Below are 23214 nucleotides of genomic sequence, written 5' to 3'. Positions count from 1 at the left end.
CGTCGCACCAGCCGTGCAGGATTGACAATCAAGTTTGCCGATACTGCAATAGAGAGATGACGCAGACAGCGAACGATGACGACGGCGCGAATCTCGACGGCGTTCTCGCCGAGGTGGGCCCCCGCCTGCGCAGGATCCGAAAGGAGCGCGGCGCGACCCTCGCGGGCCTCGCCGAGGTCACCGGGATCTCCGTGAGCACCCTTTCGCGCCTGGAGTCCGGCCGCCGCAAGCCCAGCCTCGAACTCCTGCTGCCCATCGCCCGCGCCCACCAGGTCCCCCTGGACGAGCTGGTCGGCGCCCCGCCCGTCGGCGACCCGCGGGTACGGGCCAAGCCGATCGTCCGGCACGGCCGCACGATGGTCCCGCTGACCCGCCAGCCCGGCGGTCTCCAGGCGTACAAGGTGTTCGAGCCCCAGCGTTCCTCGGAGCCCGACCTCAAGACCCACGAGGGATACGAGTGGCTGTACGTGCTGTCCGGGCGGCTGCGGCTCGTGCTCGCCGACCATGACGTGGTCCTCACGGCGGGCGAGGCCGCGGAGTTCGACACCCGGCTGCCGCACTGGTTCGGGTCCACGGGGGAGGGGTCCGCGGAATTCCTCAGCCTGTTCGGGCCGCAGGGCGAGCGGATGCACGTACGGGCGCGGCCCTCCCGGCAGAAGAGCGAAACGGACTGACGAGACGGTTCCCCTGTCTGCAAGCGACCGCTTAGTATGCGACGGAGCCCGGTCTACGAAAGCCCCGTGGAGGCCCCGCATGCAGGCATGGCAAGTGCACCAGAACGGCGAGCCGAGCGCGGTGATGCGCCTCGAAGACGTGGACCGGCCGGTGCCCGGCGACGGACAGCTGCTCCTCAAGGTCCGCGCCGCCAACATCAACTTCCCGGACGCCCTGCTCTGCCGCGGGCAGTACCAGGTCACGCCCCCGCTGCCGTTCACGCCCGGCGTGGAGATCTGCGGCGAGACCGAGGACGGGCGGCGCGTGATCGCCAACCCCGCCCTTCCCTACGGCGGCTTCGCCGAGTACGCGCTCGCGGACGCCGCGGCCGTGCTGCTCGCGCCCGACGCCCTGGACGACGCCGAGGCCGCCGCGCTGCACATCGGCTACCAGACCGGCTGGTTCGGCCTGCACCGCCGCGCGCACCTCCAGGAGGGCGAGACGCTCCTGGTGCACGCGGCGGCCGGCGGCGTCGGCAGCGCCGCCGTCCAGCTCGGCAAGGCGGCGGGCGCCAAGGTCATCGGCGTCGTCGGCGGCGCGGCGAAGGCCGAGGTCGCGCGGGACCTCGGCTGCGACCTGGTCATCGACCGGCGCACGGAGAACGTCATCGGCGCGGTCAAGGAAGCCACCGGCGGCCGTGGCGCCGACGTCATCTACGACCCCGTGGGCGGCGACGCGTACACGCAGTCCACGAAGTGCGTCGCCTTCGAGGGACGGATCATCGTCGTCGGCTTCGCCAGCGGCGTCATCCCCACGCCCGCGCTCAACCACGCCCTGGTGAAGAACTACGCGGTTCTCGGACTGCACTGGGGCCTCTACAACACCAAGGACCCCCAGGCGATCCTCCGCTGCCACGAGGAGCTCACCCAGCTCGCGGCCAAGGGCGCGATCAAGCCGCTGATCAGCGAGCGCGTGCCGCTGAGTGACGCGGCCGCCGCGGTCCAGCGGGTCGCGGACGGCGTCACCACGGGGCGGGTGGCCGTGGTCCCCGAGGGAGGCGACGCATGACGGATGCCGCCGAACTGCGCAGCCGTACAAAGGAGTTCCTCGCCGCGAACCCACCGGCGACGACGGAGCGCGCGGCCTTCCTGAAGGCACGCTTCGACGCCGGTCTCGCCTGGGTGCACTACCCCGAGGGGCTCGGCGGGATCGGGGCCCCGAGGTCCCTGCAGGCCGTCGTGGACGCCGAGTTGGAGGCCGCCGGAGCGCCCGACAACGACCCGCGCCGCATCGGCATCGGCCTCGGCATGGCCGCGCCGACCATCCTGCGCTTCGGCACCGAGGAGCAGAAGCGCAGCTTCCTGCGGCCGCTGTGGGTCGGCGACGAGGTGTGGTGCCAGCTCTTCAGCGAGCCGGGCGCCGGGTCCGACCTCGCCGCCCTGGGGACCCGTGCCGTCCGCGACGGCGACACCTGGGTGGTCAACGGGCAGAAGGTGTGGACGTCCGGCGCGCACGCCGCCCGCTGGGCCATCCTCATCGCCCGCACCGACCCCGAGGTGCCCAAGCACCGCGGCATCACCTACTTCGTCTGCGACATGACCGACCCGGGCGTCGAGGTGCGGCCGCTGCGGCAGATCACCGGCGAGGCCGAGTTCAACGAGGTCTTCCTCACCGACGTACGCATCCCGGACGCGCACCGCCTGGGTGAGATCGGCGACGGCTGGAAGGTCGCGCAGACCACCCTCATGAACGAGCGCGTGTCCATCGGCGGCAGCCGCATCCCGCGGGAGGGCGGCATGATCGGCCCGGTCGTCGAGGCCTGGCGCGAGCGCCCCGAGCTGCGCACGCACGACCTGCACCAGCGCCTCCTCAAGCTGTGGGTCGAGGCCGAGGTCGCCCGGGTCACCGGAGAGCGCCTGCGCCAGCAGCTCGTCGCGGGGCAGCCAGGCCCGGAGGGTTCGGGCATGAAGCTCGGGTTCGCCCGTCTGAACCAGGAGATCAGTGGCCTGGAGGTGGAACTCCTGGGCGAGGAAGGGCTGTTGTACGAGGACTGGACGATGCGGCGGCCCGCGAAGGTCGACTTCGTCGGCCGTGACGCGGGCTACCGCTATCTGCGGGCCAAGGGCAACAGCATCGAGGGCGGCACGAGCGAAGTGCTGCTCAACATCGTCGCCGAGCGCGTGCTCGGACTGCCCTCCGAGCCGCGCACCGACAAGGACGTCGCCTGGAAGGACCTCGCCCGATGAGTACGCAGCCACCACAGATCTCGCAGCCCGCCCAGCGCGACCTGCTGTACTCCGAAGAGGAGGAGGCGCTGCGCTCGGTGGTGCGCGGCCTGCTGGCCGACCACTGCGAGGCAACCGCCGTGCTCGCCCGCACCGAGACCGCCGAGCCGCACGACCGCGAGCTGTGGAAGGCGCTCACGGACGGCATGGGGCTCGCGGGTCTGCTCGTGCCCGAGGACCTCGGCGGTCAGGGCGCCACGCACCGCGAAGCCGCCGTCGTCCTGGAGGAGTTGGGCCGCGCGGTGGCGCCCGTGCCCTATCTGACCAGTGCCGTCATCGCGACCGAGACACTGCTGGCCTGTGACGGCGACGCGGCGCGGGAACTCCTCGGCGCGCTCGCGTCGGGACGCACGGTCGGCGTGCTCGCCGTGCCCCTGACCACTGCTCCCGGCGACGCCCTGCCCGACGTACGTGTGGAGGGTGGCGCCCTGCACGGGAGCGTCACCGGAGTCGCCGACGCCGTGGCCGCCGATGTGTTCCTCGTGCCGACGGGCGCGGGGCTGTACGCGGTGGACGCGGAAGACGCCGGCGTGAGCGTCGCGCCGCGGACCTCGCTCGACCTGACGCGGCCGCTCGCCACGGTCACCTTCGAGGGGGCACGCGCGCGTGCGGTCGCTCCGGAGGCCGAGCCCGCCGTACGGCAAGGGCTGCGGGCGGGGGCCGGACTCCTGGCGTCCGAGCAGCTGGGCCTCGCCGACTGGTGCCTGACCGAGACGGTCCGGCACACGAAGGAGCGGCACCAGTTCAACCGGCCCGTCGGCTCCTTCCAGGCGCTCAAGCACCGCCTGGCGCAGCTCTGGCTTGAGGTGGTCAACCTCCGCGCCGCCGCCCGCAACGCGGCCGACACCCTCGCCGCCAAGGACGAGGACGCCGATGTCGCGGCGGCTCTCGCGCAGGCCTACGCGTCACCGGCCACGGTGCACATCGCCGAGGAGGCGCTCCAGCTGCACGGCGGCATCGGAATGACGTGGGAGCACCCCGTCCACCTCTACCTCAAGCGGGCCAAGGCCGACTCGATCGCGCTCGGCACGGTGGGGCGCCACCGGGAGGAGCTGGCCGCACGCGTGCATCTGCCGGCTCCCTGACCCCGGCCGCCGGCCCCGGACACTGTGATCCACTTGGTACGGCCCGCACGTTTTACCCACCCATTACATGAGGCATAATTGCGACCCGTTCGCAATAACGTTTGATCTTCAGTAGGGGTGTGGAGCATGAGGGCCCGATCGATACGGGGTACGGGCGCGGTAGCGGCGGCCGCCTCACTGGCGGTCGCCGCATCGGCCTGTTCGGCGCCGGGCGACGGCAAGAACGCGGGCGGCGCCAAGGACTCCGCGGTCGTCGGCATCGCGTACGAGCCGGACACCCTGAGCCCGCTCCTCGGCTACGGCAAGGACGGCAACTCCAAGATCTTCGACGGCCTGCTCACGCATGACGCCGACATGAAGCTGAAGCCCGCCCTGGCGGCCGAACTGCCCAAGGTCGGCGACGACGGCAAGAGCTACACCTTCCAGCTGCGCAAGGGCGTCAAGTTCAGCGACGGCAAGCCCTTCACGTCCAAGGACGTCGTCTTCACGTACGAGACGATCCTCGACAAGAAGACCAACAACGCCGCCAAGACCGAGCTCGACGCCGTCAAGAACGTCGAGGCGAAGGGCGACGACACCGTCGTCTTCCACCTCAAGTACCCCTACGCGCCGTTCGCCGAGCGCACCGTCCTGCCGATCGCGCCCGAGCACATAGCCGGCAAGCAGGACGTGAACACCGGTGAGTTCACCACCAAGCCGGTCGGCACGGGCCCGTACAAGCTGGTGAAGTGGTCCAAGGGCGAGAAGCTCACCTTCAAGGCCAACCCCGGCTACTGGGGCGGCGCGCCGAAGGTCAAGAACTTCACCATGGCGATCATCAAGGACGACGACATCCGCGCCACCCGGCTCGACGCCGGTGAGCTCGACGGCGCGATCCTGCCGCCCAACCTCGCCAAGAAGTACGAGAGCGACGGCAACAAGAAGTCCTACGCCGCCAAGACCTTCGACTACCGCGTGGTGACGCTGCCCACCGGCAACAAGGTCACGGGCGACACCGGCATCCGGCGCGCACTCGACACCGGAGTCGACCGCAAGGCCATGGTCGACTCGATCCTGGACGGCGCGGGCAAGGAGGCCTACGGGCCCGTCCCGACCGACAGCCCCTGGTTCACCAAGGGCACCGAGCGGGGGCACGACCTGGCCGCGGCCAAGAAGATCCTCGACAAGGCGGGTTGGAAGCCGGGCAAGGACGGCATCCGCGAGAAGGACGGCGTCCAGGCCAAGTTCCCCCTCTGGTACCTCTCCGGCGACAAGCTCCGCCAGGACCACGCCCTCGCCTACGCCTCCGACGCCAAGAAGATCGGCATCAAGGTGGAGGTCCAGGCAGGTACGTGGGAGGTCATCGAGCCGCGCATGCCCAAGGACGCGGTCCTCGCGGGCGGCGGCTCCCCGGCCGACCCGGACTTCGACCAGTACACCCTCCTGAAGTCCTCGCTCGCGGGTGACGGCTTCAACAACATGGCCCACTACGACAACCCCAAGGTCGACAAGGCGCTCGACGAGGCCCGCGAGAGCGGCGACCACGCCAAGCGGCAGGCCGCGTACGACACCATCCAGCGCGAGCTGGTGAAGAACCCGGGCTACACCTTCCTCACCCACATCGACCACCTCTACGTCGTCGACAAGCGCTTCGGCGACCTGACCACCCAGATCGAGCCGCACGACCACGGCCTCGCGTCCGGACCGTGGTGGAACGTCGAGGACTGGCAGCCGAAGCAGTGATCACCGCGCTCCAGAAGCTCCCCTGGGGGCCGATGGCGCGCATGACGGGACGGCGGGCCCTGTTCGCCGTCCCGGTCCTGCTCGCCGTGACCTTCGGCGTCTTCGCCATCGCCGCCGCGTCCCCCTTCGACCCCGTCAAGGCGTACGCGGGCACGGCCGGGCTCACCGCGTCGCAGGAGAACCTCGACCAGCTGCGCCGCAACCTCGGCGTCGACCAGCCGCTCACACAGCGCTGGTGGGACTGGCTGACGTCGGCCGTGCACGGCGACCTCGGCGATTCGAGCACCCTGCGCCAGCCCGTCTCCGACGTCATCGGAGAGCGCATCGGCTGGTCCGTGCTGCTCGCCGCCACCGCCTTCCTGCTCGCCATCCTCGTCGGCACCACGCTCGGCGTCCTCGCCGCGCGCCGCCCCGGCGGCTGGCTCGACCGTGCCGTGACCTCGCTCGCGTACACCCTCGAAGCCGCCCCGCCGTTCTGGATCGGCCTGCTCGCCGTCTGGCTGTTCGCCCTGAAGCTCGGGGTGCTGCCGTCCGGTGGGCTCACGGACACCGCGAACTCGGCGGTGACCGCCGGGCAGGTCGCGAGCCACCTCGTGCTGCCCGCCGCCGTCCTGGCGATCTCGCAGCTCCCGTGGTTCGTGCTCTACGTACGCCAAGGGGTCAGCGACGCGCTCGGCGACGACCCCGTCCGCGGCGCACGCGCGCGTGGCCTCGCCGAACGGACCGTCCTGCTCGGACACGCGCTGCGCTCGGGCATGCTGCCGGTGCTCACGCTGATCGGCTCCCGCGTGCCCGAACTGATCACCGGGGCGCTCCTGGTGGAGACCGTCTTCAGCTGGCCCGGCATCGCCGCGGCCACCGTGTCCGCCGCGACCGCCGTGGACTTCCCGCTGCTCGCCGCGCTCACCGTCCTCGCCACGGCCGCGGTGCTCCTCGGCAACCTCCTGGCCGACCTGCTGTACGGCCTCGCCGACCCCAGGGTGGGATTCGATGGCTGAGACGACTACTTGGCGCGCCTCCCTCGGGGGCGCCTCCAAGAGCCGCTCCACGCGCGCGTGGCGGGTGCGTTCCTCCGCGGTGATCGTCGCGGCGGTGGTCCTCGCCGTCCTCGTCGTGCCACCGCTGGCCAACCTCGACGAACAGGCCGTGGACCTCGCGTCCAAGCTGCAACCGCCCTCCTGGGAGCACCCCTTCGGTACCGACGACGTGGGACGCGACCTGCTCCTGCGCTGCGTGTACGGGCTGCGGGTCTCGCTCCTCGTGGGCGTGGTGGCGGCCGTCGTCGCGACCGTCATCGGCACCGCCGTGGGCGCGCTCGCCGCCGCGTCGGGCGGCTGGGTCGACCGGATCGTGATGCGGCTCGTGGACGTCTTCTCGTCCGTGCCGCACCTGCTGCTCGGCATCTTCATCGTGGCGATGTTCCGGCCGGGTGTCTGGCCGGTGGTCATCTCGGTGGCGCTCACGCACTGGCTGTCCACGGCCCGCATCGTGCGCGCCGAGGTGCTCTCGCTGCGCTCACGGCCGTACGTCGACGCGGCCATCTCCGGCGGTGCGTCGCGGATGCGCGTGACGGTGCGCCATCTGCTGCCCGGCGTGCTCCCGCAGGCCGGACTCGCCGCCGTCCTGATGGTGCCGCACGCCATCTGGCACGAGTCCGCGCTGTCCTTCCTCGGGCTCGGACTGCCCACCCACCAGGCGAGCCTCGGCACCCTCGTGCAGAGCGCGCGCGGCTCGCTCCTCGCCGGGGACTGGTGGCCGACACTCTTCCCCGGCCTGTTCATCATCGTGCCCACCCTGGCGATCGCGGGCCTCGCGGGCGCCTGGCGGGAACGGATCAACCCCCGGCGCCGATCGGAGCTGATGCTGTGACTCCCGTCCTGTCTGTGCAGGGTCTCTCCGTACGGTTCCGCATGCGCGGCGACACCTTCGTCTCCGCCGTCACCGACGCGCACTTCGACCTCGCGGCGGGGGAGTGCCTCGCCCTCGTCGGCGAGAGCGGCTGCGGCAAGTCCGTGCTCGCATCGGCGCTGCTCGGGCTGCTCCCGCAGAACGCGGAGACGGCCGGGTCCGCGCTCATCGGCGACGTCGACCTGCTGGCCGCCGACGAGCGCACCCTGGCCCGCACGGTCCGCGGGCGGCGCGTCGGACTCGTGCCGCAGAGCCCGGCCGCGCACCTGACGCCGGTCCGCACGGTCCGCGCCCAGCTGGAGGAGACCCTGCGGGAGCTGGCGGACGTGCGCCGACCGGAGCTGCGGAAGGCCGCCGAAGCCGCCGCCGAGCGCGCCGCGTTCCCCGCCGGGCACCTGGACCGCTACCCGCACGAACTCTCCGGGGGGCTCGCCCAGCGTGCCGCCACCGCGCTCGCGCTCATCGGCGACGCACCGCTGCTGCTCGCTGACGAGCCGACCACGGGCCTGGACCGCGACCTCGTCGACCGCACGGTGGACGAGCTGCGCAAGCACGTCGGCGAGGACCGCGCGCTGCTCCTGATCACCCACGACCTGGCCGCCGCCGAGCGCATCGCGGACCGCGTCGCCGTGATGTACGCGAGCCGCATCGTCGAACTCGCCGACGCCCGGGACTTCTTCGGCACCCCAGGACCCCGGCACCCCTACGCCCGCGGCCTCCTGAACGCCCTCCCCGAGCGGGAGTTCACGCCGATCCCCGGCATGCCGCCCGAACTCTCCGCGCTGCCGCGAGGATGCGCGTTCGCCGCGCGCTGCGCCGGGGCGGACGACACCTGCGAAACCGTGCCGCGCGCCGTGGCCGGGGTCGCCTGCCACCACCCCCATACGGCGGCCGTGCTGGAGGCACCCCGTGCTTGAACTCCGCTCCATCACCGCCGGATACGACCGCCGCGCCCCCGTCATGCGCGGCGTGGACCTCACCCTCGCGCCCGGCGCCTCCGTCGGCCTCCTCGGCCCCAGCGGCTGCGGAAAGTCGACCCTGGCCCGGGTCGCCGCGCTGCTGCACAAGCCCGACGCGGGCCGCGTCGTCATCGACGGCGAGCTGGCCCGCGGCTGGCGGCACCGCGCCCCCCGCGCCCAGCGCACCGCCTTCGGCGTCGTCTTCCAGCAGCCCCGCCTCTCCGCCGACCCGCGCCTCACCCTCACCGACCTGATCGCCGAGCCACTGCGCGCGACCGGACGGGGCAGCGAAGCCACCGCGCGCGTACGGGAGTTGGCGGCCACGGTCGGCCTCGGCGAGGACCTCCTGGGCCGCAGGCCGCACGAGGTCAGCGACGGACAGTTGCAGCGCGCCTGCCTGGCCCGCGCCCTCGTGCTCCGCCCGCGCTGGCTGATCTGCGACGAGATGACGGCGATGCTCGACGCCTCGACGACGGCGGCACTCGTGCACGCCGTGGAGGAGTACCGGCGGGAGAACGGCGCCGGACTGCTCGCGGTCGGCCACGACCGGGTGCTTCTCGAGCGCTGGTGCGAGCGGACCGTCCACTGGTCCGAACTGGTGGGGGAGACCTCGGGGGAGACCCCGCGGGACGCGTGAGGCATTGGCCATGAACGAGGGGCGTCGATAGCGCCAACTCCCGTCGCCAAGGGGTTTCTTGACGCGAGCATGGCCTCATACTCACTGAGGCCCGCTCGTCGTCCTCATGCCCTTTCCGGGAGTCTTCGTGGCACTCATCACCCGTCGTAGAGCCCTCACCATCGGTGCCGCACTCGCCGGCACCGCCGCCGTCCCCGCGTACGCCCAGGCAGGCGAGCGAGGACACCACCCCCGCCCTCTCGTCCGCGCCCACGCACACAACGACTACGAGCACCCCCGGCCCCTGTTCGACGCGCTCGACCACCGCTTCGGCAGCGTCGAGGCCGACATCTACCTCGTCGACGGACAGCTCCTGGTCGCGCACGACCCGATCGACCTCGACCCCAGCCGCACCCTCGAGTCGCTCTACCTGGACCCCCTGGCGGCCCGCGTCCGCGCCCACCACGGCTCCGTGTACCGCGGTCACCACCGCACCCCCTTCCAGCTCCTGATCGACATCAAGACCGAGGGCGCGGCGACGTATCTGGAACTCGACCGGCATCTGCGGCGCTACCGGCACCTGTTCACCACGTACTCCCACGGCAAGGTGCGCCGCGGCCCCGTGACCGCGGTGATATCCGGCGACCGGGCCGCCCGCGCGCCCATGGAGGCCCAGCGCGTGCGCCGCGCCTTCTACGACGGCCGCCTCGCCGACCTGGGCAGCGCGGCGCCCGCCTCGCTCATCCCGCTGATCAGCGACAACTGGACGCTCAACTTCAGCTGGCAGGGCGTGGGTCCGATTCCCGCCGCCGAGCGCGACAAGCTGCGCGGCATCGTCGCGACCGCGCACAAGCGTGGCCAGCGCGTCCGCTTCTGGGCGACGCCCGACCTGGCGGGACCGGCGCGCGACGCGGTGTGGGGCGAGCTCCTCGCCGCCGGCGTCGACCACTTGAACACGGACGACCTGGCGGGGCTCGAGGCCTTCCTCGACGCCCACGGACAGTAGGCCGAGGCCCGGCCGAAGCAACCTCCCGGCACATAACACCCGTTCGGAGGACATGCCGGTCGCCCGGACGGTCCCTCCGCTGCGCCACACTCGGCCCAAAGCCGCGATGTTGACGTGGCGGAGGAGGTTGTCCCCATGGCCGTCTCGGTCTCTGTGGTGCTGCTGCTCGTGATCCTGGCAGTGGTCTTTCTGCGCAACGGCGCGCTGAAGTTCTCGCACGCGGTGGTCTGTGCGCTGCTCGGCTTCTATCTGGCGAGTTCGAGCATGGCGCCGACCATCCACAACGGGGTCACGGCCGCGGCGGACATCGTGAGCGGCCTGCAGCCCTGACCGTCCCGCCATGGTCATTGCGTGTTCATGAACAACTGTCACGTTTCCATGGACACTTCAAGGCGCTGCCCCTAGCTTCGGCCCATGCCGCGTCGCAGAACCCTCAGCAGCGCCCTCGCCCTGACCGCTCTCACGGTCTCGGCCGCGTCCTTCGCGCCCGCCGTCCAGGCGGACGACATACCGAAGGCGCCGGGCCACCGGCTCGTCGACCAGTACACCGGGGCACCCGCCGACGCCCGCCCGCTGCCCGGCGAACAGCCGCCCCAGCACCCGTATCTGGCCGCCAACGGCCGCAGCGGGATGCACGCGGACGCGGCGGGCAGCGGAACGTACCCCTGGAACGGGCCCCTGGGGAAGAAGCCCCAGGTCAGCAGCGAGAAGATGGCGGCACTCGGCGGTGAGTGCGCCACCGTCACCTTCGACAAGGCCGGCCGCATCGTCACCGTCTGCGGCACGTTCACCGGCTTCCTGGTCAAGCTGCTCGACCCGGACACGCTGGCCACGCTCGCCGAGTACAAGCTCCCGCAGCGCCCCTCCACCGTCGAGGCCATCACCCGCCTGGACTTCGCCAAGATCTTCAAGGACACCTCGGGCGGCGCCTACTCCTACCTCGACCACGAGGACCGGCTCGTCCTCGCCGACTCCCGGCAGCACATCATCAGGCTCGCCCACGAGCGGACGGCGGACGGCAGTTGGCGTTTCGTCGTCGACAAGGACTGGGACCTGACCGCGCACGTCCCGCACGACTGCGTGACCTGGACGAACCTCTACCCGAGTGGCGAATGTGACCCGGTCACCTCGGTGATGCCCGACTGGGAGGGCCGCATCTGGTGGGTGACCCGGCAGGGCCGCGTCGGCACCGTGGACCCCGCGTCCGGTGCCGTCCGCTCCATCCGCCTCGAAGGCGAGGAGATCCAGAACTCCTTCTCCGTCGCCGAGGACGGCGTGTCGATCGTCTCCGACCACGCGCTCTACAGCTTCCGCGCCGCCGCGGACGGCACCCCGAAGGCCGTCTGGCGCCAGACGTACGACCGAGGGACGGGCAGCAAGCCCGGCTCGGTGAACCAGGGTTCGGGCACCACCCCCGACCTCTTCGGCCAGGGCGACGACGACTACGTGGCGATCACCGACAACGCCGACGACCGCATGAACGTCCTCGTCTACCGCCGGGGCGACGGCATCGCCGACGACAAGCGGCTCGTCTGCAAGGTCCCCGTCTTCCGCTCCGGCGCGTCCACCACCGACAACTCGCTGATCAGCTGGGGCAACAGCCTCGTCGTCGAGAACAACTACGGCTACGAGAACATCACCTCGCTCACCTTCGGGCGCAGCGTCGTCGGCGGCGTCAGCAGGATCGACGTACGCGAGGACGGCAGCGGCTGCGACACGGTGTGGGAGAGCGATGTCCGCGCCCCGTCGAACGTGCCCAAACTGTCCACCGCCAACGGGCTGCTGTACTTCTACACGAAGGAGCCGAACAGCCTCGGCGTCGACGCCTGGTACCTGACGGCCGTCGACTTCCGCACCGGCGAGACCAAGTGGAAGCGCCTGGCCGGCACGGGCATCGCGTACGACAACAACTGGGCGCCGGTGACCCTGGGCCCGGACGGTACGGCGTACGTGGGTGTGTTCAACGGCCTGGTGGCGGTGCGGGACGCCGACTGAACACGCGCAGCCCCGGCACCGGTCAGCCCGAGAAGACGCCGATGCCGTTTGGCACCGGGCGTTCCACGCCGCCGCTGGGGTTGTTGCGTACGGTCACTTCGTCGGCGCCCGGGAGCTTCGCGACCAGGGTGGCGGAGGAGACCAGGGTGGAGGAACCGCCGCCGTCCAGGCTGAAGCCGTCCCGCGCGCCCAATCCCCGCAGGGTGTCCGCGACTTCGGCGACGGTCAGTCCCGTACGGAACTCGGGGGAGCCGTCCAGGGACAGGAGCAGGAGGCGTCGGCCGTCGTCGGAGATCCCGGCGGCCGTCCGCACGGCCGAGGTGGCGGTGTCCAGGCCGGGCAGCGGGAGGCCGTCGCGCAGGACGGGGAAGCCGCCGAGCGCGAAGCGGAACGGGCTGCGTGATTCGGCGGCCACCAGCCGGTGCCTGACGCCGACCCGTTCGCCGACGGAGAGCTTGCGCAGCTCCTGCGCGCCCGCCTCGCGCCCGACGAGGACCGTGGTGCCGTGGGCCACCGGACCGCTGCCGGGTGTCGGCGCGGACGCCACGACGCGGCCGCCGCGCACCGTCACCTCATGGGTGTCCGTGCTGCAGGGAGCGCCTCGGTTGGTGTCGGTGCCGCAGGTGGAGCGCACCCGCGAGGTGCTGCCCCAGTCGCTGGTGAACGCGCCGACGGAACCCACGGGCAGGGCGTACTGGTTGAGCCCGCCGAGCGGCAGCCGGATCTGCTGGGTGCGTACTTCGCCGTCGAGACGGAGGCTGTCCAGGCGGGCCCGCCGGTCGTAGCCCACGCCGAGCACGGCCTGGGTGGTCACACCAGGGGGCATCGCGGGACCGAAGCGCTGCCCGTTCGGCACCGCCGCCTTGAGCGCCCGGCCGCGTGCGATCGCGGGGCCGACGGGCGCTCCGGTGGCCTCGACCCCCGGATGCTGGGTCTCGGAGATGTTGAAGAAGTCGCCGTTGATCCCGCCGACCGCCCCCGCCCCGTCCGCGAGCGCGGAGACGACGGAACGGGCGCCCACCGCGCCCGGATAGAGCAGGCCGACGCTCGTGTTCTTGTTGCTCAGATCGACGTCAAGGACATGCGCGCGAGCCTTGCCGTGCGAGGCCGCGATGTCGAACTGCCGGTACTCGACGCCCGGCGCGATCCGCGAGGCGGACGTCTTTCCGTCCGCCTCCACGCCGCCGGCCGGTGCCGCTCCCATCAGAGCCGCACCGGCCAGCGTGCCGAGTGCCGTCATGGCCGAGAGCGCCGCTCTCGCCGTTCTGAACCGTCCCAAGATGTGCGTGCGCCGTGCTGCCACCCATGCCCCCTGAAATCTCCTGCCGACCAATCGCACCAGTCTGAGGGTCGGTCAGAAAGTGCACCAGAGGGCAGCGCCGGACGGGTGCAGGGGCGGTGGCTAGGTGCCGACCAATCGGGAACGGATGAGGAAACGTACGCCTTCGGGGGCTTCGAGGGAGAAGCCGCTGCCCCGGCCGGGCACGACGTCCACGATCAGCCGGGTGTGGCTCCACACGTCGTACTGACTCCTCGACATCCAGAAGGCGACCGGTTCCGCCACCCCTTCGACGTCCAGCGAGGCCAGGCGCACGTCGGAGCCGCCGGTACGGAACTCACCCTCCGGGTAGCACATGGGCGCACTGCCGTCGCAGCATCCGCCGGACTGATGGAACATCAGCGGACCGTGGAGGTCCCGAAGTCGCCGCACCAGATCGGCGGCGGCAGGGGTCAGCTCCACGCGTGGAGTATCGGTCATGGCTGCCGCTCCTTGGTCACCGTCACCGTCACCGTCACTGCCGCCCAGTCAACTCCGGGCGACGTTGCGAGGACGTTGCGCTCGCGGATGCGGATGCGGATGCGGGCGCGGGCGCGGCCGGCGGCCCTGTGCTGCGTCAGGCGAGAACCGCCCGGACCGCCTTGCCGCGCCTGCCGCTGCCGACGACCTCGAAGCGCGCGGAGAGGTGACGCACCATCGCCAGGCCGCGCCCATGGTCCCGTTCGGTGCTCGGCGCGAGCACGCGCGGGCCGTCGGGGCTCGCGTCGTGCACCTCGACGGTCACATGGTCGTCGGAGACCTCGAGGCGCAGACGGCAGGGACTGCGTCCGTGCTCGGTGGCGTTGGCGACGAGTTCGGACACGATCAGCGTGGCATCGTCCACCCGTTCGGCATCCACTTCCGTCAGCCGCCGGCGGGGCCTGGTGAGGAACGCGGAGGTCAGCCTCCGCGCCCGGCCGGCCGATGCGGCTTCCTGCGGCAATGCGTACTCAACGCGGGCGACGTGCCGATGGGCGCGCTGTTGCGCACGCATGGCGACTCACTCCCCTCCCCTGGGACAACCGGCGTACTCGCGGCGACTTCCGCTCGCCGGGGCCGCGCCCTGTCATGCGCGGCCGGTGCTGTCCACGGTCATGCCCGCCTCCGCTGATCGCCAACCAAGTGCCTGGGAGTGGGGCTGCTACCGGGCCCCATGGGCTGACCGGCTCGGAACGAACCTGTTCGCTCCGAACGTGCTCGTGACGAACATGTTCGTTACACTGGTCATATGACAGCTCATTCCGACGCCCCGCGTCCCGCCCCGCGCAGCCGCCGTGAGCGACCCGCCAAGCCCGCCCTTTCCCGGGCGGGGATCGTGGCCACCGCGGTGGAGATCATGCGCGTCGAGGGCCTGGGCAAGGTGACCATGCGCCGCCTCGCCCAGGAGCTCGACACGGGGCCCGCCTCCCTGTACGTCTACGTCCGCAACACCGCCGAGCTGCACGCGGCGATCCTGGACGAACTCCTCGGGGCGGTCGAGACACCGGCCGGGGGTGACTGGAGGGAGCGCCTGGAGGGGGTCCTCACCTCCTACACCGCGGTGCTCTTCCGCCACCGAGGCCTCGCCAAGGCCGCGCTCGTGGCCCGGCCCCGAGGCGAGCACTACCTGCGCCTCATCGAGACCCTGCTCGCCCTGCTCGACGAGGGTGAGGTCCCGCCCGGCCAGGCCGCCTGGGGCGTCGACCTGCTGCTGCAGTACGCCACCGCGACCGCCGCCGAGCATTCCCCGGCCGAGCATTCTCCGGCCGACCAGGCCGCCGAGGCCCGGGAAGAGTGGGACGCGCTCGCCGGAGCCCTGCGGGACGCGTCGGACCGTACGCACCCGCACGTCGCCCGGCTCTCCGGCGAGCTCGTGTCCGGCCGGCCGGAGGAGCGGATCTCCTGGGGCTTCCGGACGCTGATCAACGGCATCCTCGGCACGCCCGTCCCGGTCGACGGCGCCCGGGGCTGAGCTCGCGCGCGGTCGAAATCCGACAACACGACCGCCACCCGCACCCGCACCACCACGCCGCCCCAAGGAGCATCACCATGACCACACACCACCCCATTGCCATCATCGGCGCGGGCCTCGGAGGCCTCACTCTCGCCCGCGTCCTGCACGTCAACGGCATCGAGGCCGCCCTGTTCGACCTTGAGGAATCACCGGCTGCCCGCGGCCAGGGCGGCATGCTCGACATCCACGAGGAGTCCGGTCAGGCCGCCCTGCGCGCCGCCGGTCTGTACGAGGAGTTCCGCGCGCTCGTCCACCCGGGCGGCGAGGCCATGCGCGTCCTCGACAAGGACGCCGTGGTCCGCATGGAGGTGGCGGACGACGGCGACGGCGGCCGTCCCGAGATCGACCGCGGCCACCTGCGTGACCTGCTGCTCGGCTCGCTGCCCGACGGCGCCGTGCGCTGGGGCGCGAAGATCACCGGGGCGCGTCCGCTCGGTGGCGGCCGCCATGAGGTGACCCTCGCGGACGGCTCCGCCTTCACCACCGACCTGCTGATCGGGGCGGACGGCGCCTGGTCCCGGATCCGGCCACTGGTCTCGGAGGCCGTGCCCGCCTACACCGGCATCTCCTTCGTCGAGGTGGACCTCCTCGACGCCGACGTACGCCACCCGGAAAGCGCCGCGGTCGTCGGCGACGGCATGCTCTTCGCGCTCGCCGAGGACAAAGGCTTGCTCGCCCACCGCGAGTCCGACGGCAGCCTGCACATCTACACCGCGCTCAGGGCCCCCGAGGACTGGATCACGACCATCGACTTCACCGCCGACGACACGGGCCCGGCCAAGGCCGGCGTGCTGGAGCACTTCGCCGACTGGGACAAGAGCCTGCGGGCAATGGTCGCCGACGCAGACGGGGCGCTGATCCCCCGCCGGATCCACGCCCTGCCGATCGGCCACCGCTGGGACCGCGTCCCGGGCGTCACGCTGCTCGGCGACGCGGCGCACCTCATGTCCCCCTTCGCGGGGGAGGGCGCCAACCTCGCCATGCTCGACGGAGCCGAACTCGCGGCGGCCGTCGCGGCACGTCCCGGAGACGTCGAAGCGGCGCTGGCCTCCTACGAAGAGGCGCTGTTCCCGCGCAGCGAGAAGACCGCCGCCGAATCCGCCGACGGTCTCATCCGCTGCTTCTGCCAGGACGCGCCCCAGAGCCTGCTCGACTGGTTCGCCGGCAACTAGCTCCAGTGCTTCCGCCCGTCAGCGGACGCGGGCCACCGCCGCGTAGATCCCGCTGTCCTCGGCCTGCGGCCGTGTGTCTCCCCTGAACCACTCCGTGGCCGTCACCAGGCCGGGCTCGACGAGGTCGAGACCGTCGAAGAAGCGGGCCACCTCGGCCCGGTTGCGGAAGCCGAGCTTGATGCCGCCCTTGGCGTACTCGGCGGTGACCTGCTCGGCCAGTTCCGGGAAGATGTCGGACGAGGCGTGCGAGAGCACCAGGTGGCTGCCGGAGGGCAGGGCGTCCACCAGCGTGCGCACGATGCCGTACGGGTCCTGGTCGTCGGGCAGGAAATGCATGAGCGCGATGAGGGAGAGGGCGATCGGACGGTCGAAGTCGAGAAGACCGCGGGCGTGCCCGAGGATCTCCAGCGGCTCGCGGACGTCCGCCTGGATGTAGTCGGTCATCCCCTCGGGGCTGCTGACCAGCAGGGCCTCCGCATGGGCCAGCACGATGGGGTCGTTGTCGGTGTAGACGACCCGCGCCGAGGGCACCGCCTTCTGCACGATCTGGTGCAGGTTCGGCGCGGTGGGGATGCCGGTGCCGATGTCGAGGAACTGGTCCACTCCCTCGGCGGCGAGCCAGGCGGTCGCACGGTTCATGAACGCGCGGTTCTGCCGCGCGGCGTCCTTCGCCTCGGGGGGCAGCTTCTCGCCGACGGCCTCGTCGACGGGGTAGTTGTCCTTGCCGCCGAGCAACCAGTCGTAGACACGCGCGGGATGCGGCTTGCTGGTGTCGATCGTCGGCTTGGGCGCACCTGCGGTCATGACGTACTCCGTTGCTGCGAGACGCTTGGATCGCCGCAGTCTGCCACAGCAACATCACCTTGAGCATGGGGTGTTGGGGTCGGGCGTGCGAGGGCGATGAATCAGTCACACCCCGTACGGCCGAGCCGTGCCGTTCGCGCCATTCGTCCTCTCGGTTCAGCCGTCACGGACGTTCGCCGCCGCCCCTTCCGTCTCTTTGCGCAGGCCTGGGAGAACCTTCCGAAATTCCATTGGTTTCCGCATCATCGGCAATACCGCGCGCGTTTCCCGGCGATATGGAACAGGGAAGTCCGGTCTTCGGCCAAGTGGCGCGTTCGCGACGGTTATTCGACATCATTGAGTCAAATGACGCTGGTGGTTGATTTTCAGATATGGCAGAGTCTTCAAGCAAGTGGCCGGGCAAGTCGAAAGGTGCGATCCGGCTGACCGTCCGGCCGCTCTAGGATCAGCCGTCAGGCGCGGGGGAGAAGTCGGCACATGAACTTGGTGGACCGTAGGGAAGAATTCACGATCATGGACGGCATGCTCAACGCCTGTTTGGCGGGGCATGGCGGGGTGCTATTGGTGAGCGGCGCGGTGGCCAGCGGGAAAACCGCCCTGCTGCAGGCTTTCGGTGAACGCGCAACTGCTGCCGGGGCGTTGTTTCTGCAGGCCACGGCGTCGGAGGCGGAGAGTGACCTGCCTCTTGGCGTGATGGGGCAGTTGCTGCTCGGCGCGGATCTGCCGGGGGCGGACGCCAGGCGGGCGGCCCGGCTTGTGGACCTGATGGCGGTGGCCGCGCAGATTCGGCGGGCCGAGGGGGTGCTGCCCGCCGTCGTGATGAATGAGGTTCCCAAGCTTTGCGGCATTGTCCTGGAACAGGCCCGGGAAAGGCCGGTGGTACTCAGCATCGACGACGTGCACCACGCCGACGGTCACTCCCTGGAATGCATCCTGTACCTGGCCCGGCGGCTCGACGCCAGCCGCATTCTGGTGGTCCTCGGAGAGAACAGCGGATTTCTGGCCGGAAACCCGCGATTACACGTTGATTTGCTGCGCCTGCCGGGCTGCCGAAATATCCGGCTCGGACCGCTGGAACGGCACGGAGTGGCCGAGATGATCTTCGAATTCGGTGGCGAGGGGTGGGGGACGCGCCGGCTCGTCTCCCAGCTCCACCAAGCGGGCGGCGGAAACCCCCTCCTGACCCGGGCGTTGATCGAGGACCTCCGTGCTTCGCAGGACGACGGGTTCGGCTCCACGGCTCTGGTACCGGGCGAAGCCTTCGCGCAGGCCGTCGCCACCGGCCTGTTCCGCAGTGACGTGTCGACGCGGCACACGGCGTGGGCGCTGGCCGTGGTCGGCCAGGACGTGCCGCTCGCCGAACTGGTGGAAGTCCTGGGAACCAGCCGGGAGTCGGTCCACCGCAGCCTGCGCGCCCTGAACGACGCGGGGCTGCTCGACTCCGGCTGGTTCCGCCACGAAGCGGGCAGGGCCGCGGTCCTGCGGAGCATGGAGCCCGCACATCGCGCCCGCCTCGAGGCCCGCGTCGCCCAAGTGCTGCACGAGCACGGCGAAGCGGCGACCGTGGTGGTCCAGCATCTGATCGCGGCCGAGCCCATCGACGCCCCGTGGGCGCTCGGCATACTCCTGGAGGCCGCCGAGCGGGCACTCGCCGACGACGAGGCCGAACTGGCGCTCACCTGCCTGCGCGTGGCCCGCGACACCTGCACCGACCCCCGCCGGTCCACCGCCGTCAGGGAGGCACTGACCCGGGCAGGCTGGCGGCTCAACCCGGCCGGCGTGGCCCGGCATCTGCCCGAGCTCACCGCCGACGCGCTCGACGGCCGACTCGGCGAGAGGCAGACCGCCGAACTCGTCGGCCACCTCCTGTGGTTCGGTCAGACGGGCCCCGCCCTGGAGATACTCGACGCCGCCGAACGGGACAGCGCGGGCGCCGAGGCCTGCGGGCAGCCGGCTGCGGAAGCCGCGCGCCCCATCGACTGCGTCCGCTCCTGGATGGCGTACGAATATCCGGGACTCCCCGGCTCCGCGCGCGCCCGCGCCCGCCACGGCGACACCGAGCGGTGCGCGCGAACGCCCGCGCGCAGTCCCCATCAGCGCGCGGCCACCTTGATGAGAGCGGTGCTCGACGGGGCGGGCGACGACGTCGTGGTCCGGGCGGAGCAGATCCTGCAGAGCACACGCCTCGACGACAACACGCTGACCGCGCTCGTCGTCGCGCTGAACTCCCTCGTCCTCGCCGACCGGCTGGACACCGCGGCCCTCTGGTGCGAAACCCTGCGCGCAGAAGCCGCGGAACGGCACGCGCCCATGTGGCAGGCCCTGCTCACCGCGACCAAGGCGCGCGTCGAACTCAGGCTCGGCGCTCTCACCGCCGCGGCGCAGTCGGCCCACTCGGCGATCACGATCGTCCCGCCCGAGGGCTGGGGTGTCGCGGTCGCCTCGCCGCTCGCCACCTGGGTGTACGCCAAGACCGCCATGGGCCGTCTCGACGAGGCGGCGGCCCAACTCGGCGTCCCGGTACCGGAGACGGCGTTCCACACCCCCGACGGACTGCTCTACCTGCGGGCACGCGGCCACTACTACCTCGCCGCCGGGCGCCCTTTCGCCGCGCTCGACGACTTCCACATGTGCGGCGACCTCATGACGCGGTGGGGGTTCGACCTGCCCGGGCTGGTTCCGTGGCGTACGGACGCGGCCGAGGCCCATCTGTCGCTCGGCGACGACGACCGGGCGAGGACGCTCGCCCAGGAGCAACTGGACCTGGTCGACGGCGCGAGCGCGGGGCACGCCTGGACCCGCGGTGTCTCGCTGCGGGTCCTCGCGAGCGCGCTGCACCCTGGACGCCGTCTCGTGCTCCTGGGCGAGGCCATCGAGATCCTGCGCGAGCGCGGCCACCGCGTGGAGCTGGCCCGCGCGACGGACGAACTGGCCCGCGCCCACCGCGAGCTCGGCAACAGCGGTCAGGCACGGGCACTGGCCCGCAAGGCGCAGCAGCTGGGACGGGAGTGCGGGGTGCCCGTCCCCCGGGTGCTGCCGATGGCCGACACCGCCGACTCGCTCCCCGCCGACCAGCCGTGGCCGTCCGGCGCCCGCCGCAAGGCCGACGGCCTCAGCGACGCGGAGCTGCGTGTGGCGACGCTCGCGGCCCGCGGCCACACCAACCGGCAGATCGCCGACAAGCTCTACATCACGATCAGCACCGTCGAGCAGCACCTCACGCGCGCCTACCGCAAGCTCGCCGTGCAGCGCCGGGCCGACCTGGCGGCGAAACTCAGCCCCGTTCCCGTTCCCGTACCCGTCGCGGGCCCCGGAAGGCGGGAGGGCAGACGGGAAGGGCGCCGGGAGGGCCAGAGCGACAGCGGGGCCCACAACCGTCTGCGCGTCGTGTAGACGGTGCCGGAGGTGCAGGTCGTCGCGCGGGCTCATGACCACGGCCTGCATCTCCTCTCCCGGACCAGGTGCTCCGCATGCGCTTCATGCGCTTTCCGTTTCTACGCGGCGGCCGGTCACACTGCGGTCCGTGAAGCTGTGACCGGAGCATCCGACACCGCGGCGGTAGGCTTTCGGCAGCAGCAGGTCGGACACGAGAGCGCGTCGACGGGGGGTCGTCGCCGGAGCTGTGACCGGTGCGTGACGTGGGATCGGGCAACGTGGTGCCGCATGATCAGCCTCTGCCGCGGCCTGGCCCGCGATCCCTCCCCTCCGTTCGTGACGCGCCCTGCGAGGGGTGGGCGATGAGGGTACTGGTGGTCGAGGACCACGCCGAGTTGGCGCATTCGGTGGCGCGCGTGCTCCGCCGCGAGGGCATGGCGGTCGACGTCGTCTACGACGGCTCGGACGCGCTCGAACGCACGACGGTCGTCGAGTACGACGTGGTGGTGCTCGACCGGGACCTCCCCGGAGTCCACGGGGACCAGGTCTGCGTCGCGCTGGCCGCCCAGCCGATGCACGCCCGGGTGCTGATGCTCACCGCGTCCGGCACGATCGCCCACCGGGTGGAGGGATTCAGCCTCGGCGCGGACGACTATCTCCCCAAGCCCTTCGCGTACGCCGAACTGGTCGCCCGCATCCGTGCGCTCGCCCGGCGCTCGCAGCCCGCGCTGCCGCCGGTCCTCGTCCAGGGGGACCTGCGGCTGGACCCGGCGCAGCGGATCGCCTCCCGCGCCGGAGTGCGTCTGGCGCTGACTCCCAAGGAATTCGCGGTACTCGAGTACCTGCTCGCCGCCCAGGGCCGAGTGGTGTCGGCGGAGGAACTCCTGGAACGGGTGTGGGACGAGGCGGCCGACCCGTTCACCACGACGGTCAAGGCCACGATCAACCGTCTGCGCCCGAAGCTCGGCGACCCGCCCGTGATCGAGACCGTTCCCCGTGGCGGCTACCGGATTTGAGATGCCCATGCGCCTGCTCACACCCTTCGCCCTGGCACCGGGACTCACCCGCCGACTGCTGCCGCGCCGGGTACGCGTCCGCCTGACGCTCCTGTACGGCGTGCTGTTCGTCGCCTCGGGCGTGGTGCTGCTGGCCATCACCAATCTGCTCGTGGCCCGTTCACCGGCGGACCTCGTCCTCGTCAAGAACCGGGGCGGCGAACCCGTGCTCGAACCGGGCGCCGACGGCCGCCTCTACCTCGGCTACCCCGACGCCAACTCCTCCGTCCAGCTCAACGACATCACCCAGCAACTGCGCGACCAGGCGATCCGGCAGCACGAGATCGAGATGGACCACCTGCTGGTCCAGTCGGGCATCGCGCTGGCCATCATGGCGGTGATCGCGATCGGGCTCGGCTGGGTGGTCGCCGGGCGCGTCCTGCGCCCGCTGCGCACGATGACGGGCTCCCTGCAGCGCATCTCGGCCCGCAACATGCACGAGCGTCTCGCCGTCGTCGGCCCCGCCGACGAACTGAAGGACCTGGCCGACACCGTCGACGGCCTGCTCGGCCGCCTGGAGACGGCCCTCGACTCCCACAAGCGCTTCGTCGCCAACGCCGCGCACGAACTGCGGACCCCGCTCACCCTGGAGCACGCGCTCCTGGAGGAGTCCCTCATCGACCGCGACGCCACCCGTGAGTCGTTCCGCTCCAACTTCGAGCGGCTCCTGGAGATCAGCGAGCAGCAGGCCCGGCTCCTTGAGTCGCTGCTCACCCTGTCCAGCAGCGAGCGGGGCCTGGACCGTCGCGAGCCGCTCGACCTCGCGGCCATCGCCGAGGAGGTCGTGGAGGCCTCGCGCGGGGAGACGGAGCGGCGGGAGCTGCGCGTGGAGACCTCGATGGGGCCCGCCGACGCCTCGGGTGACTCGGCGCTCGTCCAACGCCTGGTGGCCAACCTGATCGACAACGCCACCGACTACAACACCCCCGGCGGCCTCGTGGAGGTCACCACCCGCACCGACGGCGAGCGGGCCGTCTTCGCCGTGGCCAACACCGGGCCCCAGGTTCCACCCGAGCAAGTGGAGCAGCTCTTCGAACCCTTCCAGCGGCTCGGCCGCACCGCCGGCGACGGCCATCACGGGCTCGGCCTCTCCATCGTCCGCGCCATCGCCGTCGCCCACGACGCCGAGATCAGCGCGCGCGCCCGCCCCGGCGGCGGCCTCGTGGTGGAGGTGTCCTTCCCGCCCCGGTCGACGGCCGGTCAACCCGCCCCGGATATTGCGCAGTTGGACGATGCCCCGGCCATCCGTTGAGGGGTGGACCGCGAA

General features: G+C 71.5%; 21 protein-coding genes. 17 read left to right on the top strand and 4 right to left on the bottom strand.

Features of this window, described 5'->3' with window-relative positions; genetic code table 11:
- Nucleotides 1-56: 56 nt before the first annotated feature.
- From ACWFRU_RS07870 to ACWFRU_RS07815, 12 genes are all read left to right on the top strand, one after another.
- The gene (locus ACWFRU_RS07870) at nucleotides 57-674 is read left to right on the top strand and encodes a helix-turn-helix domain-containing protein (RefSeq protein ID WP_453685222.1); all 618 of its coding nucleotides are present in this window, start codon (nucleotides 57-59) and stop codon (nucleotides 672-674) included.
- A gap of 79 nt (nucleotides 675-753) precedes the next feature.
- On the top strand, nucleotides 754-1722 hold the full coding sequence (locus ACWFRU_RS07865) for an NADPH:quinone oxidoreductase family protein (protein WP_453685221.1): 969 nt from the start codon (nucleotides 754-756) through the stop codon (nucleotides 1720-1722).
- Complete coding sequence (locus tag ACWFRU_RS07860) at nucleotides 1719-2900, top strand: acyl-CoA dehydrogenase family protein (protein ID WP_453685220.1); 1182 nt, start codon at nucleotides 1719-1721, stop codon at nucleotides 2898-2900. The genes ACWFRU_RS07865 and ACWFRU_RS07860 overlap by 4 nt, the downstream gene beginning before the upstream one ends.
- Nucleotides 2897-4024 (top strand): acyl-CoA dehydrogenase family protein, encoded by a 1128-nt coding sequence (locus ACWFRU_RS07855; RefSeq protein WP_453685219.1) that lies wholly within the window; start codon nucleotides 2897-2899, stop codon nucleotides 4022-4024. The genes ACWFRU_RS07860 and ACWFRU_RS07855 overlap by 4 nt, the downstream gene beginning before the upstream one ends.
- A 126-nt stretch (nucleotides 4025-4150) precedes the next feature.
- Entirely contained in the window at nucleotides 4151-5746 is a 1596-nt protein-coding gene (locus ACWFRU_RS07850) for an ABC transporter substrate-binding protein (protein ID WP_453685218.1), read from the top strand.
- Nucleotides 5747-5778: 32 nt separating this feature from the next.
- A complete protein-coding gene (locus tag ACWFRU_RS07845; RefSeq protein ID WP_453685291.1) occupies nucleotides 5779-6744 on the top strand; it encodes an ABC transporter permease in 966 nt (321 codons plus the stop codon).
- Nucleotides 6737-7615 carry an ABC transporter permease gene (locus ACWFRU_RS07840; protein WP_453685217.1) on the top strand — a complete coding sequence of 293 codons (879 nt, stop codon included), beginning with the start codon at nucleotides 6737-6739 and terminating at the stop codon, nucleotides 7613-7615. The genes ACWFRU_RS07845 and ACWFRU_RS07840 overlap by 8 nt, the downstream gene beginning before the upstream one ends.
- 41 nt (nucleotides 7616-7656) lie before the next feature.
- Nucleotides 7657-8571 (top strand): ABC transporter ATP-binding protein, encoded by a 915-nt coding sequence (locus ACWFRU_RS07835; protein WP_453685216.1) that lies wholly within the window; start codon nucleotides 7657-7659, stop codon nucleotides 8569-8571.
- Nucleotides 8564-9250, top strand: coding sequence for an ABC transporter ATP-binding protein (locus tag ACWFRU_RS07830; protein WP_453685215.1), 687 nt, complete (start codon nucleotides 8564-8566; stop codon nucleotides 9248-9250). Before ACWFRU_RS07835 ends, ACWFRU_RS07830 begins: the two co-directional genes overlap by 8 nt.
- A 127-nt stretch (nucleotides 9251-9377) precedes the next feature.
- The gene (locus ACWFRU_RS07825) at nucleotides 9378-10235 is read left to right on the top strand and encodes a phosphatidylinositol-specific phospholipase C/glycerophosphodiester phosphodiesterase family protein (protein WP_453685214.1); all 858 of its coding nucleotides are present in this window, start codon (nucleotides 9378-9380) and stop codon (nucleotides 10233-10235) included.
- A gap of 135 nt (nucleotides 10236-10370) precedes the next feature.
- A complete protein-coding gene (locus tag ACWFRU_RS07820) occupies nucleotides 10371-10565 on the top strand; it encodes a hypothetical protein (RefSeq protein ID WP_363206092.1) in 195 nt (64 codons plus the stop codon).
- A gap of 84 nt (nucleotides 10566-10649) precedes the next feature.
- Nucleotides 10650-12230 (top strand): hypothetical protein, encoded by a 1581-nt coding sequence (locus ACWFRU_RS07815; protein ID WP_453685213.1) that lies wholly within the window; start codon nucleotides 10650-10652, stop codon nucleotides 12228-12230.
- Nucleotides 12231-12252: 22 nt separating this feature from the next.
- Here ACWFRU_RS07815 and ACWFRU_RS07810 read toward each other — a convergent pair whose 3' ends face one another.
- The 3 genes from ACWFRU_RS07810 to ACWFRU_RS07800 all read right to left on the bottom strand — a co-directional run bounded on the left by ACWFRU_RS07810 (nucleotide 12253) and on the right by ACWFRU_RS07800 (nucleotide 14542).
- Nucleotides 12253-13470, bottom strand: coding sequence for a phosphodiester glycosidase family protein (locus tag ACWFRU_RS07810; RefSeq protein ID WP_453685212.1), 1218 nt, complete (start codon nucleotides 13468-13470; stop codon nucleotides 12253-12255).
- Between the two features lie 162 nt (nucleotides 13471-13632).
- Nucleotides 13633-13989: a DUF779 domain-containing protein gene (locus ACWFRU_RS07805; protein WP_453685211.1), complete on the bottom strand. Its 357-nt coding sequence runs from the start codon at nucleotides 13987-13989 to the stop codon at nucleotides 13633-13635.
- Nucleotides 13990-14125: 136 nt separating this feature from the next.
- Nucleotides 14126-14542 carry an ATP-binding protein gene (locus ACWFRU_RS07800; RefSeq protein ID WP_453685210.1) on the bottom strand — a complete coding sequence of 139 codons (417 nt, stop codon included), beginning with the start codon at nucleotides 14540-14542 and terminating at the stop codon, nucleotides 14126-14128.
- A gap of 234 nt (nucleotides 14543-14776) precedes the next feature.
- On the opposite strand from ACWFRU_RS07800, the gene ACWFRU_RS07795 reads away from it, so the two are divergent.
- Both ACWFRU_RS07795 and ACWFRU_RS07790 read left to right on the top strand, forming a co-directional pair.
- The gene (locus tag ACWFRU_RS07795) at nucleotides 14777-15499 is read left to right on the top strand and encodes a TetR/AcrR family transcriptional regulator (RefSeq protein WP_453685209.1); all 723 of its coding nucleotides are present in this window, start codon (nucleotides 14777-14779) and stop codon (nucleotides 15497-15499) included.
- Nucleotides 15500-15576: 77 nt separating this feature from the next.
- Nucleotides 15577-16713 carry an FAD-dependent oxidoreductase gene (locus ACWFRU_RS07790; protein WP_453685208.1) on the top strand — a complete coding sequence of 379 codons (1137 nt, stop codon included), beginning with the start codon at nucleotides 15577-15579 and terminating at the stop codon, nucleotides 16711-16713.
- An 18-nt stretch (nucleotides 16714-16731) separates the two neighbouring features.
- On the opposite strand, the gene ACWFRU_RS07785 is transcribed toward ACWFRU_RS07790, so the two are convergent.
- A complete protein-coding gene (locus ACWFRU_RS07785) occupies nucleotides 16732-17517 on the bottom strand; it encodes an SAM-dependent methyltransferase (protein ID WP_453685207.1) in 786 nt (261 codons plus the stop codon).
- Between the two features lie 477 nt (nucleotides 17518-17994).
- On the opposite strand from ACWFRU_RS07785, the gene ACWFRU_RS07780 reads away from it, so the two are divergent.
- The 3 genes from ACWFRU_RS07780 to ACWFRU_RS07770 all read left to right on the top strand — a co-directional run bounded on the left by ACWFRU_RS07780 (nucleotide 17995) and on the right by ACWFRU_RS07770 (nucleotide 23199).
- Nucleotides 17995-20910: a helix-turn-helix transcriptional regulator gene (locus tag ACWFRU_RS07780; protein ID WP_453685206.1), complete on the top strand. Its 2916-nt coding sequence runs from the start codon at nucleotides 17995-17997 to the stop codon at nucleotides 20908-20910.
- A gap of 344 nt (nucleotides 20911-21254) precedes the next feature.
- Nucleotides 21255-21908 (top strand): response regulator transcription factor, encoded by a 654-nt coding sequence (locus ACWFRU_RS07775; protein WP_453685205.1) that lies wholly within the window; start codon nucleotides 21255-21257, stop codon nucleotides 21906-21908.
- Nucleotides 21909-21915: 7 nt separating this feature from the next.
- Complete coding sequence (locus ACWFRU_RS07770; RefSeq protein WP_453685204.1) at nucleotides 21916-23199, top strand: sensor histidine kinase; 1284 nt, start codon at nucleotides 21916-21918, stop codon at nucleotides 23197-23199.
- The last annotated feature ends 15 nt before the right edge of the window (nucleotides 23200-23214 follow it).

This window comes from Streptomyces sp. NPDC055099, assembly GCF_053607685.1.
This window is presented reverse-complemented; position numbering and strand designations above follow the sequence as displayed.

Bases quoted from the DNA above. Each gene is read 5' to 3' on its own strand.
- ACWFRU_RS07870 (WP_453685222.1), top strand. From the start codon at position 57: ATGACGCAGACAGCGAACGATGACGACGGCGCGAATCTCGACGGCGTT.
- ACWFRU_RS07865 (WP_453685221.1), top strand. From the start codon at position 754: ATGCAGGCATGGCAAGTGCACCAGAACGGCGAGCCGAGCGCGGTGATG.
- ACWFRU_RS07860 (WP_453685220.1), top strand. From the start codon at position 1,719: ATGACGGATGCCGCCGAACTGCGCAGCCGTACAAAGGAGTTCCTCGCC.
- ACWFRU_RS07855 (WP_453685219.1), top strand. From the start codon at position 2,897: ATGAGTACGCAGCCACCACAGATCTCGCAGCCCGCCCAGCGCGACCTG.
- ACWFRU_RS07850 (WP_453685218.1), top strand. From the start codon at position 4,151: ATGAGGGCCCGATCGATACGGGGTACGGGCGCGGTAGCGGCGGCCGCC.
- ACWFRU_RS07845 (WP_453685291.1), top strand. From the start codon at position 5,779: ATGGCGCGCATGACGGGACGGCGGGCCCTGTTCGCCGTCCCGGTCCTG.
- ACWFRU_RS07840 (WP_453685217.1), top strand. From the start codon at position 6,737: ATGGCTGAGACGACTACTTGGCGCGCCTCCCTCGGGGGCGCCTCCAAG.
- ACWFRU_RS07835 (WP_453685216.1), top strand. From the start codon at position 7,657: ATGCGCGGCGACACCTTCGTCTCCGCCGTCACCGACGCGCACTTCGAC.
- ACWFRU_RS07820 (WP_363206092.1), top strand. From the start codon at position 10,371: ATGGCCGTCTCGGTCTCTGTGGTGCTGCTGCTCGTGATCCTGGCAGTG.
- ACWFRU_RS07815 (WP_453685213.1), top strand. From the start codon at position 10,650: ATGCCGCGTCGCAGAACCCTCAGCAGCGCCCTCGCCCTGACCGCTCTC.
- ACWFRU_RS07810 (WP_453685212.1), bottom strand. From the start codon at position 13,470: ATGACGGCACTCGGCACGCTGGCCGGTGCGGCTCTGATGGGAGCGGCA.
- ACWFRU_RS07805 (WP_453685211.1), bottom strand. From the start codon at position 13,989: ATGACCGATACTCCACGCGTGGAGCTGACCCCTGCCGCCGCCGATCTG.
- ACWFRU_RS07800 (WP_453685210.1), bottom strand. From the start codon at position 14,542: ATGCGTGCGCAACAGCGCGCCCATCGGCACGTCGCCCGCGTTGAGTAC.
- ACWFRU_RS07795 (WP_453685209.1), top strand. From the start codon at position 14,777: ATGACAGCTCATTCCGACGCCCCGCGTCCCGCCCCGCGCAGCCGCCGT.
- ACWFRU_RS07790 (WP_453685208.1), top strand. From the start codon at position 15,577: ATGACCACACACCACCCCATTGCCATCATCGGCGCGGGCCTCGGAGGC.
- ACWFRU_RS07785 (WP_453685207.1), bottom strand. From the start codon at position 17,517: ATGACCGCAGGTGCGCCCAAGCCGACGATCGACACCAGCAAGCCGCAT.
- ACWFRU_RS07780 (WP_453685206.1), top strand. From the start codon at position 17,995: ATGAACTTGGTGGACCGTAGGGAAGAATTCACGATCATGGACGGCATG.
- ACWFRU_RS07775 (WP_453685205.1), top strand. From the start codon at position 21,255: ATGAGGGTACTGGTGGTCGAGGACCACGCCGAGTTGGCGCATTCGGTG.
- ACWFRU_RS07770 (WP_453685204.1), top strand. From the start codon at position 21,916: ATGCGCCTGCTCACACCCTTCGCCCTGGCACCGGGACTCACCCGCCGA.